At 59.2% G+C, this 21,540-nt stretch carries 17 protein-coding genes and 4 pseudogenes; 7 read left to right on the forward strand and 14 right to left on the reverse strand.

Annotated features, from left to right (window positions below):
• Nucleotides 1–61: 61 nt before the first annotated feature.
• Nucleotides 62–742 (forward strand): transposase, encoded by a 681-nt coding sequence (locus AC0L17_RS28300; RefSeq protein ID WP_473518191.1) that lies wholly within the window; start codon nucleotides 62–64, stop codon nucleotides 740–742.
• 424 nt (nucleotides 743–1,166) lie between these two features.
• On the opposite strand, the gene AC0L17_RS28305 is transcribed toward AC0L17_RS28300, so the two are convergent.
• The 3 genes from AC0L17_RS28305 to pdxR all read right to left on the reverse strand — a co-directional run bounded on the left by AC0L17_RS28305 (nucleotide 1,167) and on the right by pdxR (nucleotide 6,170).
• Nucleotides 1,167–2,009 (reverse strand): TIM barrel protein, encoded by an 843-nt coding sequence (locus tag AC0L17_RS28305; protein WP_473518207.1) that lies wholly within the window; start codon nucleotides 2,007–2,009, stop codon nucleotides 1,167–1,169.
• A gap of 1,714 nt (nucleotides 2,010–3,723) precedes the next feature.
• Nucleotides 3,724–4,446 carry a B3/B4 domain-containing protein gene (locus AC0L17_RS28310; protein WP_473518192.1) on the reverse strand — a complete coding sequence of 241 codons (723 nt, stop codon included), beginning with the start codon at nucleotides 4,444–4,446 and terminating at the stop codon, nucleotides 3,724–3,726.
• A 185-nt stretch (nucleotides 4,447–4,631) separates the two neighbouring features.
• A complete protein-coding gene (gene pdxR, locus AC0L17_RS28315) occupies nucleotides 4,632–6,170 on the reverse strand; it encodes a MocR-like pyridoxine biosynthesis transcription factor PdxR (protein ID WP_473518208.1) in 1,539 nt (512 codons plus the stop codon).
• Between the two features lie 68 nt (nucleotides 6,171–6,238).
• Here pdxR and AC0L17_RS28320 point away from each other — a divergent pair, with 68 nt between their 5' ends.
• Nucleotides 6,239–7,477: a trans-sulfuration enzyme family protein gene (locus AC0L17_RS28320; protein WP_473518193.1), complete on the forward strand. Its 1,239-nt coding sequence runs from the start codon at nucleotides 6,239–6,241 to the stop codon at nucleotides 7,475–7,477.
• Nucleotides 7,478–7,517: 40 nt separating this feature from the next.
• A complete protein-coding gene (locus AC0L17_RS28325; RefSeq protein ID WP_473518194.1) occupies nucleotides 7,518–8,420 on the forward strand; it encodes a dihydrodipicolinate synthase family protein in 903 nt (300 codons plus the stop codon).
• 280 nt (nucleotides 8,421–8,700) lie between these two features.
• Here AC0L17_RS28325 and AC0L17_RS28330 read toward each other — a convergent pair whose 3' ends face one another.
• Entirely contained in the window at nucleotides 8,701–8,970 is a 270-nt protein-coding gene (locus tag AC0L17_RS28330) for a DUF982 domain-containing protein (RefSeq protein WP_473518195.1), read from the reverse strand.
• Nucleotides 8,971–9,347: 377 nt separating this feature from the next.
• Between AC0L17_RS28330 and AC0L17_RS28335 the strand changes: the two genes are divergently transcribed.
• Together AC0L17_RS28335 and nodU are read left to right on the forward strand one after the other, a co-directional pair.
• A protein-coding gene (locus AC0L17_RS28335; protein ID WP_473518209.1) for an IS630 family transposase occupies nucleotides 9,348–10,291 on the forward strand; the annotation gives its coding sequence in 2 pieces (ribosomal slippage) (nucleotides 9,348–9,684 and nucleotides 9,684–10,291; 945 coding nt in all).
• 178 nt (nucleotides 10,292–10,469) lie between these two features.
• On the forward strand, nucleotides 10,470–12,155 hold the full coding sequence (gene nodU, locus AC0L17_RS28340; protein WP_473518196.1) for a nodulation protein NodU: 1,686 nt from the start codon (nucleotides 10,470–10,472) through the stop codon (nucleotides 12,153–12,155).
• A 352-nt stretch (nucleotides 12,156–12,507) separates the two neighbouring features.
• Here the strand turns inward: nodU and AC0L17_RS28345 are convergent, their stop codons facing one another.
• Complete coding sequence (locus AC0L17_RS28345) at nucleotides 12,508–12,657, reverse strand: hypothetical protein (RefSeq protein ID WP_473518197.1); 150 nt, start codon at nucleotides 12,655–12,657, stop codon at nucleotides 12,508–12,510.
• Between the two features lie 88 nt (nucleotides 12,658–12,745).
• Here AC0L17_RS28345 and AC0L17_RS28350 point away from each other — a divergent pair.
• Nucleotides 12,746–13,607 (forward strand): annotated as a pseudogene (locus tag AC0L17_RS28350) (MFS transporter); the annotation flags it as partial.
• A 301-nt stretch (nucleotides 13,608–13,908) separates the two neighbouring features.
• Here AC0L17_RS28350 and AC0L17_RS28355 read toward each other — a convergent pair.
• The 4 genes and pseudogenes from AC0L17_RS28355 to AC0L17_RS28370 all read right to left on the reverse strand — a co-directional run.
• A pseudogene (locus AC0L17_RS28355) lies at nucleotides 13,909–14,042 on the reverse strand (nitrogen fixation protein NifQ); the annotation flags it as partial.
• Nucleotides 14,043–14,126: 84 nt separating this feature from the next.
• Nucleotides 14,127–15,032 (reverse strand): LysR family transcriptional regulator, encoded by a 906-nt coding sequence (locus tag AC0L17_RS28360; protein WP_473518198.1) that lies wholly within the window; start codon nucleotides 15,030–15,032, stop codon nucleotides 14,127–14,129.
• A 51-nt stretch (nucleotides 15,033–15,083) separates the two neighbouring features.
• Nucleotides 15,084–16,205, reverse strand: a complete 1,122-nt coding sequence (nolL, locus tag AC0L17_RS28365; protein ID WP_473518210.1) for a nodulation factor fucose acetyltransferase NolL — start codon at nucleotides 16,203–16,205, stop codon at nucleotides 15,084–15,086.
• Nucleotides 16,205–16,792 (reverse strand): annotated as a pseudogene (locus AC0L17_RS28370) (GNAT family protein). The gene nolL and the pseudogene AC0L17_RS28370 overlap by 1 nt, the downstream one beginning before the upstream one ends.
• A gap of 115 nt (nucleotides 16,793–16,907) precedes the next feature.
• Between AC0L17_RS28370 and AC0L17_RS28375 the strand changes: the two are divergent.
• Entirely contained in the window at nucleotides 16,908–17,843 is a 936-nt protein-coding gene (locus AC0L17_RS28375) for a LysR family transcriptional regulator (RefSeq protein ID WP_473489059.1), read from the forward strand.
• Nucleotides 17,844–17,857: 14 nt separating this feature from the next.
• Here AC0L17_RS28375 and AC0L17_RS28380 read toward each other — a convergent pair.
• From AC0L17_RS28380 to AC0L17_RS28400, 5 genes and pseudogenes are all read right to left on the reverse strand, one after another.
• A pseudogene (locus AC0L17_RS28380) lies at nucleotides 17,858–18,703 on the reverse strand (TIM barrel protein).
• 218 nt (nucleotides 18,704–18,921) lie between these two features.
• A complete protein-coding gene (locus AC0L17_RS28385; protein ID WP_473518211.1) occupies nucleotides 18,922–19,569 on the reverse strand; it encodes a LysE family translocator in 648 nt (215 codons plus the stop codon).
• Between the two features lie 28 nt (nucleotides 19,570–19,597).
• Nucleotides 19,598–20,221 (reverse strand): FMN-binding negative transcriptional regulator, encoded by a 624-nt coding sequence (locus AC0L17_RS28390; protein WP_473518199.1) that lies wholly within the window; start codon nucleotides 20,219–20,221, stop codon nucleotides 19,598–19,600.
• 465 nt (nucleotides 20,222–20,686) lie between these two features.
• Nucleotides 20,687–21,346, reverse strand: coding sequence for a chitooligosaccharide deacetylase NodB (gene nodB, locus AC0L17_RS28395; RefSeq protein WP_065010656.1), 660 nt, complete (start codon nucleotides 21,344–21,346; stop codon nucleotides 20,687–20,689).
• Nucleotides 21,343–21,450, reverse strand: coding sequence for a hypothetical protein (locus tag AC0L17_RS28400; RefSeq protein WP_473489080.1), 108 nt, complete (start codon nucleotides 21,448–21,450; stop codon nucleotides 21,343–21,345). Before AC0L17_RS28400 ends, nodB begins: the two co-directional genes overlap by 4 nt.
• Nucleotides 21,451–21,540: the final 90 nt, after the last annotated feature.

Consider the following 21,540-nt stretch of genomic DNA (forward strand, 5'->3'; position numbering starts at 1 on the left):
AGACCTTCATTCGCCGTCTGCCGCGACTTCCTCCATAATTCGTGTTCACAAGGAACGACCTATGAGGCGGCAGCCCCGAGCATTCACGGTGGAGATCAGACAGAAGCGCAGTTCTCAAAAACGGAGTCGTTCGATCTGGAGCGATGTCGATCTTACCGCAGCAATGGCCGAGACAACAAGGGAACTCGAGGAGATGGAGTTGCCAAATGGTCGCCCTGTTGACTCAAGTGTTGTAGCGCTTGATGCTGAACGCTTGCACAAACCGCGAGCGGAGTATCTCATGGCAAATCCCCTGGACGCAGAACCAGAAATAACTGCAACGCAACCGGCAGCGAAGGTAGAGGGGCCTCAAAAGAAGAAAGCCAAACGGTCGCCGAGAGCGAAGGCTGAGCCTAGGCCGCCTGCTCGGAAAGCGCCCAATGCGGCGTCTCAGGCGGAGGAAGCACCAGCAGCGACCGTGCGGGCCGGACGTAAGATCTACTCTGAAAAGGAGCGCGCCCAGATGCTCGCCCTGATACAGAAGTCCATCAGTGGCGGCGCCACCATCAAGAGCGCCGTAAAGCAGGCCGGCATTTCGGAACAGACCTACTATCAATGGAAGAAAGCTGCGTTGCCCGCATCGGTTGGTGACGATCTGAAGGACCTCGTCGCGCTTGAGGAAGAAAACAAACGACTGAAGAGCCTGCTCGCGGAACGCCTGCGCAAGGAGAACGCGGAACTGAAGAGGAAGCTGGGGTTTTAATAACGCTGAATCGCAGATCGGAGCGCCAGAATTCTTGTCCGACGCGCTATCGAGAGCTCATAGCTACGGGTCTGGTATCGGCAGTTCTGGCCGGAGGAAGCGGTCGTCGGTGATCCCGGAGAGGCCGCCGAGGTGAAGCAGCAGCTGCGCGACCGCGGTCCTAGAAAAAGATCACCTCAGGACCACCTGCGGTTGGCTCGCGCACTCGCCCTGTCCGCCACCAGTTGCTCTTCGTCCGAAAATTCCGATAGTCCGCCGCCCTCAGCATCAGATCCAACCATCGCCTTGCGGGCCCATCGAACTGCGCGGCCGCCCAAGGCAGTCCAATGGCCAGTCTTGACAATGGTGATCCGGCAAGCATCCGCATGAGCGGGATACAGGAGCGATCTCGAAATGACTTCTCCGCTCAATTTGCCTACGCGCCTTAGACCGGCACTCGCGCCAGTAGCCCGTGTCGGATGAGATCGATGCTGGCGGCAAATGCGCCTGCAGTGTCATTCAATGCGTGGACTTCCTCGACGAGCTCAAGAGAAAAGGGACCCGTATAGCCGCCATCAAGTAGCGCCCGGATCTGGCTGCAATTGTCGGAACCTCCCAGGAGGCGATCCGGGTGAACCCACAAGGTTGGATCGTTTATGCCTGAAATGTGCACGAGACCGGTCAGATCGCAGAAGAAGGACGTCTCGCCGGCGAGTGTGTGGTGGAATGTATCGTGCACAAGCCGGAAGACGGACTGGCCATCAACCCAGGCAATAGCGTTAGCCGCTTCGTTCTTCGACCGAAGCGAGGAGGTCTGGAAGCCAAGCGGTTCGATGAGCCCAATCAGACCCCGCGACTGAAGTATCGGCTTGAGCGCCTTCAAGGCGACGCGGAGATTGCCATTGCGCTCGCCATTGGCGGACCACGAACCGTCGTTCACCGGCACCAGCATGAGCGCCTGGGCGCCACAGGCGGCCGCATAATCGGCGAGCTTGCTGGCCTCGGCCTTGCGGGCGGGAGTCCATTCGTTGAACCGCTGTAGAGCGTTGACTGAGATGATGGTGACGCCCGCTTCGACAGCGGCAGACCGAACATCCGCCGGCGGCTTGCCGCGCACAACAGCCTTACTGCAGGGATTATTCCGGATTTGCACGTCGGTCAGATCGAGATCGCGGGCGAGCGCGAAGAACGTCCTGACGTCAAGCCCGGGCGTCGCCATGTAGTCGAGTGCAAACCGAAGTGGCGCCTGGCGCACGGAGTGGCTTTCCTTCATGAAGGCGGCCGCCATTCTCGGCTGACTGGCTTCTGCCGTTTGTTGATTTACGAGGCCGAAATGATCGGCATAGGGAGGCGAGTCAATCAAACTGACCCGCTCTTCATTCACACGATTGTGCTTCATTGTGAGCCGACTTTCACGCAACGCATACTACCGCGCCTCTTGAGAACATTGATCTGCTAGGCGAAATGACCGAAGATCGATCGAGGCTATCCAGCTGCTTCCGCAGAGTAGGCGCCAACCCGGAAAGATGCTGAACCGATCCGGAGCCAAACTGATGTGGCAAGCTGCGAAATCGATATCATCATCTCGGAAGGCCGGAGGGGTGTACATCGGGGAACTTCGTGTGTGCGTTGCAGGTCAGATACTTGCAATCTGGCCCTCTGGAAACAGCCAGTTCGTTGCAATTGAAGCCGTCCAGTTGGTGAAGTGGCATGGCGGGGGATCATCGGGCTAACAATTTGGGCTCCAACAATGAGGCCCTCCGGCTTCTGCGCCCCCGACATCTCTTGGCTTCGCCCAACCGTCCGTGGCTCCGCCGTAGCCAGCGTGGCCCTACCGATCGAGTTGCCGGCGATAAAGATAGAATCAGGGGCAACCTTGCTGGCGGCCCTGATGGGGTGCTGTTGAAGACACCTACCCGGAGATGGCGCATCTCGTGCGGCTCGTTCAAGGGAAGGAGGAGCGGCCAGTGCATTATGGCCCACGGTCACAACGAGCGCATGCTGCTGCCGATCGAGCGTGGCACGGCGCACGGTGCCGTGATGCCATGCTGTCGGCCGGCCGGCTTAGCCAACTGCGCTACTGATGGAAGGTCGGGCGGCAGCAGGGGTTCGCCGCGGTGGCTGGCTGTTCCCGGGGCAGCACGCGATTACCCGACGCTGCAGATCCACCGGATTGTCGCCGAGAATGCAAAAGCGCCAACACCGTCAAGGGGCCCGGCCGGCACACGCTGCGTCACAGCTTCGCCACGCCTGGAGGGCCGGCGTCGATGTCGGAGTTACCCGGGTCCTGCTGGGGGACGCAAGCTCGACACACGGCCCTCTAAGTAAGCTCGACCCGCAGATATGCTGCAGGCCAGTCAGCTCGAGAACTTAGCCTTTTCAAGGAGGCGGAGAGCTCGCCCGACGGGTGAGCGTGCGGCGACTCGATCGAGATCGCCGATATGCTCCGTGCTGCCCGGCCTGCCTATCAGGTCGCGTATGCAGGCCAGCTCAGCCTCGGCAGCTCAAGGTCATTTCGGCGATCGAGCACTGCCGCACGGCAGGCGTACGCGGCCAACGGCGGATCGGGCACAACTGCCTTGGTCGTCACACACGTCGATGAGGTAGGCGGAAATAAATCGTCATCCGCATCCCCCCTCGGCGGAGAGCCACGAGTCTGCCCATGCATGGCAGATGTCTCGCAACCGCTTCGATCCGAATTAATCCGGCTTTCGCGACGAGATGTTATGCTGGCTCGGAGTGCCCGGACTGAAGCTCGCCCCGGAGCGTCTGACGTCGAGATTGATCAAAGCAGCAACCCGAAAAGGTGCGCAATCTTTGGACCGTGGCTATCCTGGGCCGATTCGAATTATGAATGCGGTGCACCTTCCGCTGGCCTGCTGAGTACGAAATGGCCAGAGGCGTTACCTCCTATCGACCTTCGCACCCCCAGGAGACCCAGCTCGCAAAGGAACGCAGACTGCTTGCGAGTGAACCGATTATCATCGGGGCGGGCACGTTCCTCAACCGACCCGCCTGTCGAGACTAGCGACCGAGGCTTTAGCGGTGGTGATTTCCTGCTTGTAGACCTTACACCCTGGTGCCAGCTCTCTCAGACCGCTCACGAGCATCTTAGCCGCCTGCTCGAGCGCCTCTTCCGGCATCGCTGCCAAGCTTTCCAAAATAAACCACATGCGGCCGCCCACCGTCTCCAACCGGGTGCGCGTGCCCTGCCGCCAATTCCAGCGGCGACATGTAGCTCCCAGATCGTCGCGCCAGATGACCTCCCCCTTGGAAGCGCTTTCGACGACTGCTTCCCCATTCAAAACAGTGTGGAAGGACTCCGTTCCTACGGCAATCGTCAGCCGCGGTTTGCCGACATATGCATCGAAATTTTCGCCGCCAATGGGTATTGAGAAACGCAGGCTCACTGCATTGTAGAGGTCAACGACAGGATTTATTGGTGGGATGCGGCCATCCTTCTCCACCCGTTTTTTCAATGCCTGCGCCGAGCACGGCGTCCGGTTTGGTTTCGCGCCGAACCGGACGTATGCCTCCGCCCAATTGGCCAAGTGCGCTTCTCCCCAGGCGGGTCCCCCCGCTCGGGCGAAATCGCAAGCCTCTCCCAACACGTCCCGAGCCATGACGCCTTGCGCACTGTCCTCTGCATCAACAAGAATGCTGATTGCGCGAAAGTCAGGTGCGATCTCTGCTATTTCTTCGTCGATCAGCGGAAAATCCAACAACGCTTCCTCCTTTAAGCCGGCCGCGACGGCGCCTTGCTTCCACCGGATTTGAGAGTCTCCTCAAGAATTCCTTTCCCCAGGTCCCAAGGTCAGAGTCCTGCCCGAGACCCGGACTGGCCGACAGAGCCAGGTCCTGGCAAGTCTTGCTGATTCAGTCTGCGATCAATGCCGGCGCGACTCTGGGGTCACGAGGCAGGCCCGCTCGCTGTCAGGGCGGGTATTGAGCATCTTGCCGAATCTTCGGCAAAGCTTCTTACCCGTTGGATAGCTCCAGTAAGGAGCCGAACGCCATTCTCGATCTGCCGAATCGTCAGGGCGGAATAGCCCATCACCAGTCCAATCCGGTCAGCGCGGCCTTCATCTCGGATGTACAGCGATGAGATCGGATGGATGCCAACCCCAATCCGCCGCGCCTCTTCAACCAGGACGTCCTCCAGCGACCGAGAAAGATCCTTGAACCAGACGACGACATGCAGCCCTGCATCGGCCCCCTCGATGGCAATGCTGTCTGCGAACGCGCGTCGCAGGACGGCAAGCAGTGCCTCTCGCCGTTCGCCGTTAAGACGGCGGACGCGGCGCACATGGCTTTCATAACCACCGCTCTCGATGAGTGAGGCCAAGGCCTCCTGTTCCGCAACCGGAGAATGCCTGTCGAGAAGCTGCTTGGCCATCGCAAAGACGTCTTGCAACTCGGCCGGAACCACTAGGTAGCCGATGCGCAGCATCGGCGACAGTGTCTTGGAGATCGTGCCAACATAGATTACGGAACTGCGGTCTTCCAGCTTATGCAGCGGGGGCACCGGTCGAATGTCGTACCGGTACTCGCCATCGTAATCGTCCTCGATAATATAGGCGTCATTGCGCCGAGCCCATTCGAGGAGCTGATACCGCCGCGAAATCGACAAGACGCCGCCGAGCGGGAACTGGTGCGACGGGGTGACATAGGCCAGCCGCGCTGGGACCTCCTGCAGCAGCTCGGTCTTCATGCCCTCGCTATCGACGGCGACAGCGACGGGCGTGGCTCCTGTGCTGGCAAAGACTTGGCGCGCCATTCTATAGCAGGGATCCTCGATCACGAAGCTGTCAGAAGGATCGAGCAGCAGGCGCGCGCACATGTCGAGGCACTGCTGTGATCCGCTGACGACGAGGATCTGCTCGACCTGGCAGCTAAGCGCTCGGGCACGCCACAAATATCCCTGCAGCGCCTGGCGCAAGCGATGCGAGCCGCGTGGATCGTGATAGGCCAGCCTTCCGGGGCTTTGTGACATCGCCGCGTTCATCGCACGCTTCCACGTCAGCGCCGGGAAATCAGATAGGGCGAGGTCGCCATAACGGAAATCGACCTTGAGGCGGTTGGGGAGGTAATCGCGCCGTGGCGGACTGGCGCGCAGTCGCTCGCCGTAACAGGAAAGGTGGATCGGGCCAGTCCGTTTCGGCACCGCGCTGGTCTCTTTACTCCGGACTAGCGAAGATGCAACGCGAGGTCTTGCGCCTTGAATGACCTCGATGAAACCTTCGGCGACCAGCTGATCATACGCCACGGTGACCGTGGTTCGCGACACACCGAGTTCATTTGCGAGGCCACGTGACGACGGCAGCTGGCTGCCCGTTTCATAGATCCCACCCAGGATCTGCTCGCGAAGAGCTTCGCAGATCTGGCGCGCGCCGAGACCTTGCGAGCGAGCTGTCGACGCGGCAGGAGAAGGCTGGACCATTTCTTTCATCGCCAACTGGACGTTCCATCTGAGTTAGTGTGACGGCATTGTCCCCGAAATCAAGAGGGCTAAAGCCGATGGCCAGCGCCGAAGATCAGCTTGAAGCCGAGGCAACGTCAACGCCGTCCCGGAACGACGTCGGTCTCGCATTCGCCACCCGGGCCATCCATCATGGCTACGATCCGGCCGGCTTTTCCAATTCCGTTCAGACGCCGGTGTTTCTTACATCGACCTACGGATTTGAAAGCGTGGCAGCAAACGAAGCCGTCGCCGCGCTTGGCGGAAGGCTCTACGCACGCGAATTCAACCCGACCACCGAGATCCTCGAAAGGCGGCTCGCCAATCTCGAAGGAGCCGAAGCTGGGCTGGTACTCGCTTCGGGGATCGCCGCCTTCGGCACGCTGATCCTTTCGCTGCTGTCTCAAGGTGACGAACTCATTGTCCACAAGACACTCTATTCGAATACGCTCGCCATGGTCGAACAGGGTCTGCCGCAGTTTGGCATCAAGGTCGTTGCCGTCGACCTGTCGAATCCGAGCAATCTCAATGGCGCCATCACTGACAGGACCCGGCTCGTGTTCTTCGAGACGCCAATCAACCCGCTGATCCGTATCCTCGACATCGCTGCCATTGCCGAACACGCCCATTCTCGCGGCGTGAAGGTCGCCGTCGACAGCACCTTTGCCTCGCCCGCCCTCCAGCGTCCGCTGGAACTCGGAGCCGACATCGTGATCCATTCGCTGACCAAGTACATCAATGGCCATGGCGATGCTCTGGGCGGTGTGATACTGGGCGATGCGAAAACACTGCACCTGCTGCGCGAAACTGGCCTGCGCTATCTCACCGGGGCAGCGCTCTCGCCCATGTCGGCGTTCCTGATTTTGCGCGGGCTGAAGACACTCACGTTGCGTACGGAGCGTCACAGTGTCTCTGGGCTTGCGGTCGCTCAGGCGCTCGAGGCGCACCCGGCTGTGGCTTGGGTTAGCTATCCATTTCTCGGCTCTCATCCCGACCATGAGATCGCGCGCAGGCAGATGTCGCAAGGCTCGGGCATGTTGGCTCTCGGCCTCCAAACGGGGTTCGAGGGCGCGCGCCGTATGATGGACCGGCTCAAGCTGATCATCAGGGCGGTCAGTCTCGGCGACGCTGACAGTCTCATCTATCATCCGGCAAGCCTGACCCGCTCGCGCAAGTCAATCCGCGAGGACGCGCATTTGCCTGACGGAGTCGGCGACGACCTCATGCGTCTGTCGGTAGGGCTCGAAGACGCCGCCGATTTGATCGCGGATCTAGAGCAGGCGCTGGACGGGGTCTGACGCCCAACGCTTCACCCAATGTAACAACGGGAGCTTCAGCATGGCTTTCCTGAGCGGCCTTTCGGCCTTCCCAATAACGCCAAGCGACAGTGACGGCGGCGTCGATGTCCTGGCGCTTCGAAAGCTAATAGCGCGGCTTTGCGCAGCAAAGGTGGATTCCATCGGCCTGCTCGGTAGCACCGGCACCTACATGTATCTGTCGCGCGCGGAACGCCGCCGGGCGATTTGCGAGGCGCTGGACGAGACGCGTGGACGAGTCCCGCTCGTGGTGGGCGTGGGCGCTTTGCGCACCGATGAAGCGGTACACTATGCAAGCGATGCGAAGGCCCTTGGCGCAGCCGCGGGGTTGCTCGCGGCTGTTTCTTACACCCCGCTTACTGACGACGAAGTTTTCGAGCATTTTTCGACAGTGGCGCGCGAAAGCGGCCTGCCGATCGTGATCTACGACAATCCTGCAAACACGCATTTTCGCTTCACGCCAGCGCTCATCGAGCGTCTGGGACGGCTGCCTGAGATCCTCGCTATTAAAAACTCAGCCGACCGGGGCGATGCTATCAAAGGCCAACTTGCGCACCAGAAAAAAATCGTGCCGAAAGGATTCTCGATGGGCTACAGCGGCGACTGGAACGCCACCGAGGCCCTGATCGCCGGCGCCGATACATGGTACAGCGTCCTCGGTGGCATCTTGCCCGACCCCTGCCTTAGGATGGTCAGAGCCGCTCAGCACGGCGACCACACAGAAGCACACCGGATCGACGCCACCCTGGCCCCGGTGTGGGAGCTTTTTAAGACGTTCTCGAGCCTTCGCGTCGTCTACGCAATCGCCGAGCTCCTCGAAATCTGTTCCGCCGAGCCCCCACGGCCAATCAAGCCGCTTTCCGCTGCGGCGAAGGGCCAGCTCGCCGGCGTCCTGGACCGTCTAGGATCAGGTGTCGGATCGTAAGCCGCGCGACTTCATATTGCCGAGGGAAAAATTTACGTACCGACCCTTTCGATGACTAGCCGAGATGTTCTCCACAATCTGATCGGGAACAATGCGCGCGACGTCCTGATCACCGATGGATCGACAGGTCTCGACGCCAATCACGTCCTCGTCAACGTGTTCGATTGGCAGAACGTCTTATCGGCGAGGGAGGTAGGCGTTCCGGGGCCGCCAACGCCTACATTTCTCCGGAAGAGTGTGCAGGCCAGACGACTTCCACTCGAAGCATCAAAGCCTTGAGCTAACAGCATTCAACGCTGCGCAGGATCTTTGCTTCAAGCGCGGCTGCCACAAAAGCCCTTCGAGCAGCTGGTAGATGGGCCTCACCACGCAATACCTGCAGACAAGCGGCCCAGCTCGTCTTCTTTGCCGAGCCGACACTGCATCTGTGAGCCGAGAAACAATGCCCTTTGACCGACCCCCCGCTAGCCTCACACGCGCTTAGCCGCTCTGTTCCGCTGCCGATCTGCAGGCGGGATCCACCGGTTGTCGGAGGTTGTTCCTCCAACATGACGGCGCGATTCAAAAAGCCGAATAGGCCCTTTGGGCGCTGCCCTCGCCATCGAAAATCCTTGTCGATAGAGACCTAAAGAGTAGCTTGATCAGGGAAGGCTCGCTTGTAGCGCGACCACCTTCGTGCTCAGCACGCGCGGTGCCGAGGGAGCGCGGCACCTCCCGTGGCGCGGGTGATGTGTGACCGTGCAGATCCCTGCCCAGCGCTTGCAGTGGCCAGCCCTTCTACAGTGCCGCACAGCGCTGCCTCGCAATTCTGGTGATTTTTGCGTGTCAGCCATTTTGTTCTAGAGCACGTCCTGTGATCGATGAATCGATTGTGATGTGACGGCGGCCTTGGCAGATGATTCAACATCCACTTTGGTGAGGTGGATGATGGGAAGATCACTGAGCGAGGATCTCCGGCTGCGGGTCCTGAAGGCGTCTGACGCGGGCATGTCGGCCCGGCAGGCTGCGGCGCGGTTTGGGGTCGGGATATCGAGTGCGATCCGCTGGATCGCGCGGGCGAAGATCGGCGAACTGGCGCCGCGGCCGCAAGGCCGCCGCCGCGCGTCCAGCCTCGATGCGCATGAAACCTTCATCGTCGGGCTGATCGATGAGCGCAAGGACATCACGTTGAACGAGATGGTAGAGCGGCTGGAAGGCGAGCGGTCGGTGCGGATCAGCCGCAGCGCCTTGAGCGCATGGCTTCGCGGCCACGGGTGGACGTTCAAAAAAAATCCGCACACGCACTGGAGCAGGACCGCCCCGACATCCTGAAGCGCCGCCGCGCCTGGTTCGACGGCCAACTCGATCTCGATCCGGCGAAGCTCATCTTCATTGACGAGACCGGGCTGTCGACCAAGATGGCCCGTCTGCGGGGACGTGCGCCATGCGGTGAGCGCTGCCGGGCCGGCGTGCCGCACGGCCATTGGAAGACGACCACCTTCACCGGCGCGCTGAGGTTGACGGGTATGACCGCACCATTCGTCTACGACGGTGCCATGAACGGCAGTGTGTTCCTTGCCTATGTCGATCAGGTCCTGGTCCCGACCCTGGCGCCGGGCGACGTCGTCGTGATGGACAACCTGCCGGCGCACAAGACGGCAGGCGTGCGAGAGGCAATCGAACAGGTCGGCGCCAAGCTCTTGTTCCTGCCGCCATGCTCGCCCGACTTCAATCCGATCGAAAACGCCTTCTCAAAACTCAAGGCTCTCATGCGCGCCAAAGCCGAGAGAACCATCAACGCCCTGTGGGACGCCGTCGGTTCGATCCTCGACCAGTTCACACCAGCCGAATGCGCAAACTACTTCAAGGCCGCAGGATATGACCCAGATTAAACAGGATGTGCTCTAGATCGCGCGGCAGACCTTATCATTCATCGCGCGGATGCATCACATCCAAACAATCTAATTTACCGGTTTCTTATGATCCTGCATAGCGCGACATCAAAACCCACGACCATGTTTTCCAGCCGTTTTCTGCGGTTGCTCTAGGTCACCTCGACAAGGATCTGCTATGCGCATTTGCGGTATCAAGCTGACGCACGACGGGGGAATTGCTGTCGTGGAAGACGGCAGATTAGTCTTTTGCATTGAGCAGGAGAAGCTCGACAATAACCCACGATACCAACATATCGAGCGGCTTGAGACGGTCGTCGCCGTTTTGGCGGAAAACGGGCTTGCTCCGCGCGATATCGACCGGTTCGTTATTGACGGATGGGACGGTGAAATCCAGTCAGAATTCCAGGTTCTGAGTAATGGCTCCCCTATCACTCTCAACGGCGCGCCATATGTGGAGCGGGACGCCGAAAATCCCCTGACAGCCTATCAAGGTTCCGGTCTCATGCTCGACAGTGGGGTATGTTCTTATGAAAGCTACCCGCATGTTGTTGGGCACGTGGCTTCCGCATACTGCACCAGCTCATTCGCCAAAGCTGAGGAACCGGCATTTTGTCTGGTATGGGACGGCTGCATCTTTCCGCGGCTTTACTACGTCGAGCCAAGTGGAGTCCGATTTGTTGGGTGCCTGTTTCCGATGATAGGCCATGCCTATGCGGCCGCGGGCCAACATTTCGGTCCTTACAGGCAAGAACTGCGGACTGGCTGGAATCTCGGTATCGCCGGCAAGTTGATGGCCTATATTGCGCTCGGAGTGGTCCATGAACACATCGTGAATGTGTTTCAGGAGCTTTACGACGACCATTTTGCCTGGGATACGGACCTTGCTTTTGGCTACGGGAACAACAGCCACAGCGAAGACGCGTTACTCACGGCTGTGCACGACTTCTTCGATGCAAGCGCGTCGCGGTTAATCCCCGAAACGCCCGAGGACATACTTGCTTCCTTCCATGCCTTCGTGGAGCGTCTTCTCGTCCAGGGGATGACAAGGGCGCTGCGTGGGTACTCAGTCCCCAAAACCCGAAACCTGTGCATAGCCGGCGGATGCGGGCTGAACATCAAATGGAACAGCGCTCTTCGGGCGAGCGGTTTGTTCGACGCAGTCTGGGTGCCTCCGTTTCCAAACGACAGCGGATCGGCGATCGGTGCCGCTTGCTGCGCGCTGGCCGCCGACAAAGGTTTCGTGCATCTCGACTGGTCAGTTTACAGCGGGCCAAATGTGAGCCATGGCAAGGTTCCGCCTGGTTGGCAATCTGCTGCTTGCAGCCTGAAAGAACTTGCCAGCGTGCTCGCCGACAACAAGCCTGTGGTGTTCCTTGCAGGTCGCGCAGAGCTTGGTCCACGTGCTTTGGGAGCCAGAAGCATCCTGGCGGCCGCAACTTCGCCGGAAATGAAGGACCATCTCAACAAAATCAAAGTTCGAGAGCACTTCCGACCGGTAGCGCCAATATGCTTGGAGGATCGTGCACCTGACATGTTTGACCCCGGCACGCCGGATCCTTACATGCTGTTCGATCACCGAACCCGTTCGGAGTGGAAAGAAAAAATCCCGGCGGTCGTCCATCTCGACGGGACTGCGCGACTTCAGACAGTTTCGAGAACTTCTGAACACCCAATTGCAGAACTTCTGATAGAATATGAGAAACTCACGGGCATTTCGCTGCTCTGCAACACGAGTGCAAATCTCAATGGACGTGGTTTTTTTCCGGATGCGGCTGCCGCCTGTGAGTGGGGATGCGTAGACCACGTTTGGTGCGATGGGTTGCTGTTGACCAAGACAGGTGCAAGTCAATTCGAGGGCTGAGCGGCGGGCTGTAACGAACTTGAGTTACCGCGCTCTAGCGCTGCAATCGCCGGCAGCATAGCTGAGGGAGCCGGATAATGCGGGTGTGTGCGGTTACGGCCCTTGAAGCTGCCCTGATCTGACGAACGAATCTGATCGTCATGGCCGATAAAGCGCCGAGACTGTGCTGTTGAGCTGGCAAGCACGCGAATGCTTTTGCTTAGCGATGTGAATGGAGGGTTCGAACACCAGGGCCTGCACGGCCCTGCCGACCGGCATGCCATTCGTCTGCTGCGGTGGTGGCAAGCTTGAGCGAATTAGCTGTTTGAGCTCCTTCTGCCAACGGAATCCCGCATTGCCTGCGCCAGCCGCGTTAATCCCTGGGAGCGTCCGCCTTGCCGTCCGCGACTTTGCTCAGCACCGAACCACTCCGCCATGGCGCCGGCATGTGGCCGACCACGTTGACCCCGACACCCTCCGTCAGTGTCAGCAAGTCGGAGTAGAGGTCCACATTCTCGAGCACGCTCCTTGCAGGACCCATAAGTGCGAGATCGGTTGCAGCAACCCGATGCCGAAGGGCACAATTGCCAGCGCACGGTCCTGGTGCCGTCGCGGGGTCACTGCCGGTTCTTCTGACCGCCCGCGTCGTGCTCGGAATAGCGCTCGGAGGCTTCTGGTCGATGTCGGCAGCGTTGGCGATGCGGCTCGTTCCAGGTCACCTCCTGCGGCGCGCCATGTCGATTATCCTCACCGGCGTACCGTCGGTCCAATCGGCGCCTATGTCGGCGACGTCTGGGGGTGGCGAAGCGCCTTCATGATCGCTGCAGTCTTCGGCGCGTTACACTGGTAGTGCAACTCACGGCTTTTCCGAGGCTGCCTCCGATTGGAGCGGCCAGCTTCCGCAGTCTGCTGGATGTGGCCAAGAATCCGATGATCAAAGTCGCGATTTTGGTCGTCCTGCTGGTCGCTTCCGGGCACTTCGCCGGCTCCATCTATATCCGCGACTTCCTTGAGAATGTTCCCGCGCTCAACATCGAGACGATCTCGCTCGTGTTGCTCGCCATTGTCATCGGCGGCTTCTTCGGCAATTTGGCCGGCGGATCTTGGCCGAGCACAGCCTCAAGGCAGTCGCGGCCCTGCCGCCCCTGCTCATAGCGATGGCCGCTGTCTCGCTGCTGACGTTGGAAGCATCGGCCTGGGCCTCGGCGGTTGCGGTACCGTATGGGGCTTGCCTTCGGCGCGGTGCCGGTGGGACTGCAGAAAATGCATGGTGCTGCGCGCCGCTCCCGAGCAGGCCGAAAGCGCCGGTGGGCTGATGGCCGCAACGTTCCAAGTGCCATCGCCACCGGCGCGATTTTCGGCGGACTGCTGGTGGACAATACCGGCGTTGCTAGTGCCTTTGCCTACAGCGCCGTTGCCTCGTTCCTCGCTGCCCTGACAGTGTTCTTGCTCGGACCGATTTGCGAACCCTAGAGCACCTGACACAGGCCAGTGCAGCACGGCGAAAGATGCAATCTCATCAGCCGCGCGGTGCGATCCTGCTCACGATTTTTTGGCGGTTGCAGCCATCGTCTCCGCGCGATCGCACGTTGTTGTCCGGTCGATTTCGACCGGCGGCGGCGTTTTGAATGATGGTGCGGACGAGAGAAGCTAAGAGTGCCGAACCGAAGCGGACCGCCTCGCCGTCGACCGCTCGCCTCGTACGGCTATTAAATACAAGGGCGAACCCGTGCTTGATCCGTGTGAGGCGGCTTTTCCATGCCTCCGGGCCGAATCAGCTTTTGAAATCATTGCATTCCCGGCAATTGGGCGCGGTGCATAGGGTAGACCTTCAGACTCGCACAGCCTGCGGCAAAAGTACTTCTTCCACTTCATGGTTTTGGTGTTGCCGGCTATCAGCATCGGAAATCAGCACCACACTGTCATGCAAAAATCATCGAATTGGAGTCAGACTCAATTTTTGCGTGCCGTTCGCCAGGAGCGCCCGCGGCTTCACATGCGGGATGCCTCCTGCAACATTATCTGCCGCATCCAGGTGCTTGCCGGATCACTGTTGTGAAGGGTGGGCCATTGGACGGCCTCAGTGAACGTGGGTAGTGGCAGGGGAAGTTCGACGATCCGCAGAGGGAAAGTCTTTTTGAAATGCTGAACCAGCCGGAAGGGCATGGTCGCTATACGATCTGTGCCTGAGACCATCGGCGGGATAATGCTAAAGGCCTGCACGATAATCTCGACACGTCTCTTGAGACCATGTTCAAGCAAAAACCGTTCCTCGATGGATGGCATCTGCGGACGGCCGACCCTGAACGCAATGTGCTTCATCGACACGTACCTCTCGAATGTAAGCTGCTGTGGCAGCTGCTTGTTCGTGGGGCAACCTACGCACACGAATGTCTCGTCGAACAGCGCCGCTCTTGGATGCGCGCTCGACATGAACAATTCCGGAAGAATCAGAAAATCGACGTCACCGCGCCGGAGAAGCTCATCGAGATCGTCGTCGAGCGGCAGCAATTCGAAGCTGACGGCGGGTGCTTCCCGTGCAACACGCTCCACGACCTTTTCTAAAAACACGAGTGTGGCGAAATCGGAAACCATGATCCGGAAGCGGCGATCGGATTGAGCCGGTTTAAACGGATCCCAAGAAATAATCGAGCACTGGATGTGCAAGAGTGCGCCGCGAACAGCGGGGGCGAGTGTTTCCGCACGTGGGGTTAGAACACGTTCGCGGCCGCTCATCGTAAACAGTTCATCGTTGAAATAATTGCGTAGCCGGCCGACGGCCGCGCTCATGGCCGGCTGACTTAGGTTGATGCTGCTTGCCGCCGCCGTGAGGTTGCGCTCGGTCAGCAGTGCGTCGAGCACAACGAGAAGGTTCAGATCAAGGCCTTTGAAACGCATGCCTTATCTGTCCGTAACGTGGTTGCTTGTCATCGCGACCATTGTGGGTGGCTAATTTATTGCAGATTGAGATTTGAGCAGACTTGGGCGTGGCGGCGCTCCGACAAGGATCTGCGACACATATCCAAGGTCGCGCGCAATCTTGCGAATTGCCAGTGCTGTGACGACAATCGCCACTCCAAGAACACTTGCGAACGCGATTCTGGTCGTGAGATTCCAGACTTCTCCAAACTGTATAAAATCCGTGAGGCGAAACACGGCACCCTGAACCAGATAAAGCAGCAGCGTGCTCTGACCAAGCTCCACCGCGACAAAGTGAGCTATTCTGGTCGAATAGACAATTCTCCAGCATTGGAACATAAGCTGCACCGCTACTGCAGAAGCTGCTGCCGAGCCAGTGAACATCAGAAATACTTGTTCAGCCGACTGTTTATCATGAATTAAAACGAGATTGTTGTAGGCGTAAGTCTCCTTGCCCCACAAAATAAAGCATATGAAAGCTGTTATCGACAGTAAAACTACAAAAATCGATTTGTGTGCCCAAATGATAATTTTCTGCCATCCGATCGGCTGCGCAAGCAAGAACCCGAGACAATAAAATGGGTAAGTGTATCTTAATGACGGGGTTATTGATAATGTGATGGGCGCGAATGCGACCGCAATTGCAGATGCGCTTATAATCCACATCGATACGCGATTGGAAATTGTAAACAGTCTAATTAGAATGAACGAGATAAACGCCGCCCATATGAACCAGTATGTTCCAATGAGTTCCTTCGAAAAGTCCAGCAATCCATCAGTTAAGCTTGTCGCAGGAGGGATCATGGCGGACTTTAGTGTCCAAATTAACGCACACCAAAAAAGCATTGGTAGTAGTAACTGCGTTGCTCGATTGCCGACCCCTTGAATGAACGGTTTTCGCAAAATTGCCCCATAAGAAAGATATCCGCTTATTGCCATAAAGAGAGGCATGTGAAACATGTAGATCGACTTATAATACGGAGACGTCCAGAAATCGTCAGTGCCTCGATAAATTAAATATTGTAATAAGTGTCCAATTATCACTAAAGTAATTAGTATACCTTTGACGAAATCAAGGCTTAGGTCTCGGTCGTTTGTCTCTGCTGGGCGCGAGCCGCGCCCCTTCGCTCCGACTGTTATTTGATCAAGCATCAGACTCCAGCCCATCTGTTGCGGTTGCTACGGCCGTTTCTGGGCACGGCGAGCACGCCAGTTTCGGTGAAAAGATCGAAATTTACGCGGATCGCGGCGTGGTATCGAGGGCCGACTGGCTGCAACCGAGCGGACGAAATCCCAGTGCCTGATCGCAAACCTGGAGCGCAGTGGCGGTCGCGATCATGTGTGGCGACGCGATGGCCCGGCACTATGGTCGCCAGGACGTCTCTGCAGAACCTCTCAAGATAATTCCGCAGCGCATGCCGAACCGTGCCAAAAGCGAACGGAATGCCAAGCTGCTGCTGCACCGGACGCATGACGTGGATAGAATGGCTCATTCCGAGTCTCTCAAGATCCGGATGCACCCTGTACAATCCGAGTTCGCCTACCAAGAAATCAACCTCGCCAACGTGATGAACGGCGCAGCAGGTCCAAGTAAGCCGCTACGCCGTGCACATTCGCGAACCTCCGGCCTTGCACCGGCCCAGCTACGACCGCCTGAAAGCCCCTGTCGGCCCATAGGCCTTTCGGATGAAAGCGGAGAGCTCGACATGATCGGCTACTTGCAAGTCATGTCCCAGCACACGCTACAGAAGCCGTGGCGTCATCGGGTGCATGTTCATCTATGCAGCGCCCTGGAAGTTTGGTAAAATCGATTGTTTAGATCGCGAGCATTCACGCTATGGATAAGTGAAAGCGATGCGCTTCAAAGGCCTTGATCTGAACCTTCTCGTCGTGCTCGACGCACTGCTGACCCAGCGCAACCTGTCGGCGGCGGCAAGCAGCATCAACCTAAGTCAGCCGGCCATGAGCGCGGCCGTCGCCCGGCTGCGCGATTATTTCAACGATGAACTGTTTACGATGAGCGGCCGCGAACGTGTTCTAACCCCACGTGCGGAAACACTCGCCCCCGCTGTTCGCGGCGCACTCTTGAAAATCCAGAGCTCGATTATTTCTTGGGATCCGTTTAATCCGGCTCAGTCCGATCGCCGTTTCAGGATCACCCTTTCCGATTTCGCCACACTCGTGTTTTTTGAAAAGGTCGTGGAGCGTGTTGCACGCGAAGCACCCGCCGTCAGCTTCGAATTGCTGCCGCTCGACGACGACCCCGATGAGCTTCTCCGGCGCGGTGACGTCGATTTTCTGATTTGTCCAGAATTGTTCATGTCGAGCGCGCATCCAAGAGCGGCGCTGTTCGACGACACGCTCGTGTGCGTAGGCTGCCCCACGAACAAGCAGCTGCCGCAGCAGCTTACATTCGAGAGATACATGTCGATGAGGCACGTTGCGGCCAAGTTCGGGCGGAAGCCCTCCGTCGAGGAGCGTTTTTTTCTTGAGCATGGCCTTAAGAGACGTGTCGAGGTCATCGTGCAGGCCTTCAGCATGATCCCGCCGATGGTCTCAGGCACAGCTCGTATAGCGACCATGCCCTTCCGGCTGGTTGAGCATTTCAAGAAAACCTTCCCACTGCAGATCATCGAACTTCCGCTGCCGCTTCCCGCATTTACCGAGGCCCTCCAATGGCCCGCCCTTCACAACAGTGATGCGGCAAGCGTCTGGATGCGAGAGATATTGTTACAGGAGGCGTCTCGAATGAGTTCTCCGCGGGACACCAAAAAGGGTCGCAAGCCCTGATTGACTACCGCGTCTCACACCGGCACTCGTTTCAACAGGCGTGTCGAACGAGATCGATAGTCGCGGAAAGTGCGCCTGCGAGGTCGTCCAGCGGGTGGGCTGCGTCGACAAACGGTGGGAATGAGAAGGGGCCCCCATAGCCGCCATCAAGCAGCGCCCGAATCTGGCTGCCATTGTCGGTACCGACCAGGACGCGATCCGGGTAAATCCATTGGATCGGATCGCTCACGCTTGAGAGGTGCACGAGACCGGTCAGGTCGCAGGAGAAGAACGGCTCCCCGGCGAGCGGCGTGATGAAACGTGTCGTGCACGAGGCGGAAGACGGACTGGCCATCAATGGCGGCAATGGCCTTAGCCGCTTCGTTCTTCGATCGAAGCGAGCAAGTCTGGAAGCCGAGCGGCTCGATGAGACCGATCAGGCCGCGCGACTGGAGGATCGGCTTGAGCGCCTTCAAGGCAAAGCGGAGATCGCCCCGGCGCTCGCCATTGGCGGGCCAGGAGCCATCGTTGACCGGCACCAGCATGAGCGTCTTGGCGCCGCAGGCCGCCGCATAATCGGCGAGCTTGCTCGCTTCGGCCTTGCGGGCGGGTGTCCACTCATTGAAGCGCTGCAAGGCATTGATGGAAATAATCCCAACGCCTGCTTCGGCGGCGGCAGACCGGACGTCCGCCGCCGGCATGCCGCGTGCAATAGCATTGCTGCGCTGTTGGCTGCGGATCTGGACATCGGTCAGGCCCTGGTCACGGGCAAAAGCGAAAAGTGCCCTGACGTCAAGTCCGGGCGTCGCCATGTGATCGAGTGCAAAGCGGGGCGATGCTTGGCGCATGGCTTGGCTTTCCTTATATGAAACGGCAGTCATTCTCGGCTGACTGGCTTCTACCGTGCGTTGATTCGCGAGGGCCAAAATGATGGTCATGAGGAAGGCGAGGCAGTCGAACTCACGTTTCCCTCACTGTGGTGCCGCGCCTGAGACATCGCCTGAATCGGTGTAATGACCGAAGCTGGCTCGCAGCCATCCATCTGCTTCAAACTAACCCGCCGACCCGGAGAGATGCCCAACCAGATCCGATGCAAAATTCAGGCAGCAGGGTGCTTCGCCAGAGCGAGGCCGACGCCCAGCGCAATCATCGCGCCGCCCGACGCCTCCCTCAGGCGGCGGATCAACCTGGGACGCGCTGCCGCGCCGTCTTGAATGCCGCTGGCCACGAAGGCAACCACGATGTCGGCGAGCGTGTTGAGCGCAATCGACACGGAGCCAAGCACCACGAGTTGCAGAGCTACGTGCCCTGCGCTCGGGTTCACGAACTGCGGAAGGAAGGCTAGAAAAAAGGCTGCCGTCTTGGGGTTGAGAGCCTCGACCAGCACCCCTTCACGAAAAGCCCGCTGGGGTCCGACTGAACGCACCGGGGCGCCATCATCGCCAGTCGCTCCCTTGCGGCGCGCGGCTTGAAAGGTGCGAAAGCCTAGCCAGACGAGGTAGACCGCGCCGAACAGCTTCAATGCGGAGAACAGTTCCGAGCTCTCGAGCACGATCGCGGAAACACCTAGGCTTGCTGCGAGGACGTGGATCATGCCCCCCAACCCCGTGCCGAAGCTGGAAGCGATACCCTCCGGACGACCGCCGGCGAGCGTGCGCGCGGCAACGTAGAAGATGCCCGGACCGGGCGTGATGGCGAGCACGGAGGCCGCGGCGAGGTACAGGGCGAATGGGGTCAGTTCTGGCATCATGGGTCGATTCCGACAAAGTTCATGATTATTTTGGGATGAGAGCGGCGAGCTCGCGGTCAGATGCCCGCTCGCTCGCCGCAAGGCCCGCGGCCACGCCATCGCGGTCGGCCGCGTTCCGGTTCTGACTCAGTTTGCGCTTGCCCTCCAGCCTCGTGATCGGCATGCGCAAGCCAACGATTCCGCGGAGTTGCGCCTGTACAAAATCCGGCGGCGCGTCCGACACCGCCCAAGGCAAGGCGCGCTCGCCCTCGTGGTGGTCGGTCAGACGATTCACGACGTCCAGCAGTCTTCCCGCATGCTCGAAGAACTCGACCGGACCATAGGCGTGGACGGCGATGTAATTCCAGGTCGGGACGACCTTCCCGGTTTCCCGCTTGGTCGCATACCATGCCGGCGTCACATAAGCGTCCGGCCCCATGAAGATGGCTAAGCCGTCGCCCAGCGGCGGAACATGGCGCTGGGGATTGGCCTTCGCTAGGTGCCCGTAGATCACCCCGTGCTCGCCCTCGCTCTCATCAAGGAAGAGGGGCAGTGGCGTTGCGAGCGGCCCTTCCGCCGTGACTGTAACGAAGTTCGCCAGCACCGCCGCGCGGATGGTCGCGCGCAGGGTCTCCTTGTCGTCGTCGCGGAAAGCGGGAGGGATGTACATGGCGAAACTCCTTGCGTGACCAGTCAGATACCGGCACTCTGGCCTGCTGGAAACAGCCAGTCAGAAGCTATCGACGTGGTCCAGTTTGTGAAAGATGGCATCGTGCCCGATCATCGTGACGATCGAGGAGCAGATCCACAGCGGGGTGTGCGAGTCGGAGAACCCCTGGTCCTTCGCAGCCGAGGGGTCGGGCATATCCCGGCAATGGCGACTAGTTTGCCAAACCTTGTGAACGCAGCCCGCGATCCCGGAGACCATATTGAAAGAATCGTCGAAGAGGTTCCGGCGATGCCAGGCAATGCCGAGAGGCTGCGCGGGTCCTCATTGTAGCAGGTGACAACAAACGTCTACGCTTAGTCAACGGGTCGGAGCCGACAGTTCGTCCGATGTCGACGAAGCCTGTAAGCCTTCATAAGCGAGACCCAAGGCACTGGCTGGGAAAGCAGGCCCATAGGATCTCGCATTTCAGTGATGTTCTGGAAGCGGGCGAATTTCATATCCGCAGGCATCTAATGCTGGAATCAGATTGGATAGCGCCATAACGGTCTGGTTGCGCAGACCGGCTTGAGTGCTCCTTCTCGACTCGTCGGGAGGACAACCGTCGTGCAAGAGCACGATTGCGCCGGGCCGGACCGAGGCGAGCACAGCATCGACGATCGCATCGGTGCCGGGGCGCGACCAGTCTTTTGGGTCTATCGACCAATGAAGGGCCGCCAGCCCGGCGATCTCTGACGCAGTGAACACTTCTTCGCTCCAGGCGCCGTATGGCGCGCGAATGTAGCGGATCGAGGCCTGGGGGCATGCTACCATGATGGCACGGTTCGCCTCAAATACCTCACGTTGGACGTCGCCCAAGCCGCATTTGGACAGATCCGGATGAGACATCGTGTGGTTGCCCACCTCATGCCCTTCTGCGATCATTCGCTGGATGAGGTCCGGGTGCTCTGCGGCGTAGGCACCAATCACGAAGAAAGTCGCTGGCACCCGATTTTGCGCCAGCACATCGAGTATCTGTGGTGTGAAGAATGGATCGGGACCGTCGTCAAACGTCAGATAAACGCTCCGACGGCCGGTTCCATCAGCGCATTCACTCTGCACCTCCCATCCGTCATCAAGATGTTTCATAGCTCCGGATCCTTCCGGTCAATTGTTGCATCGGTCGGCCATTCGCTCATCGGCCGCGCAATCGGCATAATCACGAGGAGCACGTCCTCCACGCGAGGCGGCATGTCGAGATCCAGCACTTCTGAGTGGGACCGCACGCGAACATCGACACATCGTGGCCGGGCCGTCTCTGCAGAACGTCTCAAATTACCAGC

Source organism: Mesorhizobium sp. WSM4829 (assembly GCF_055811475.1).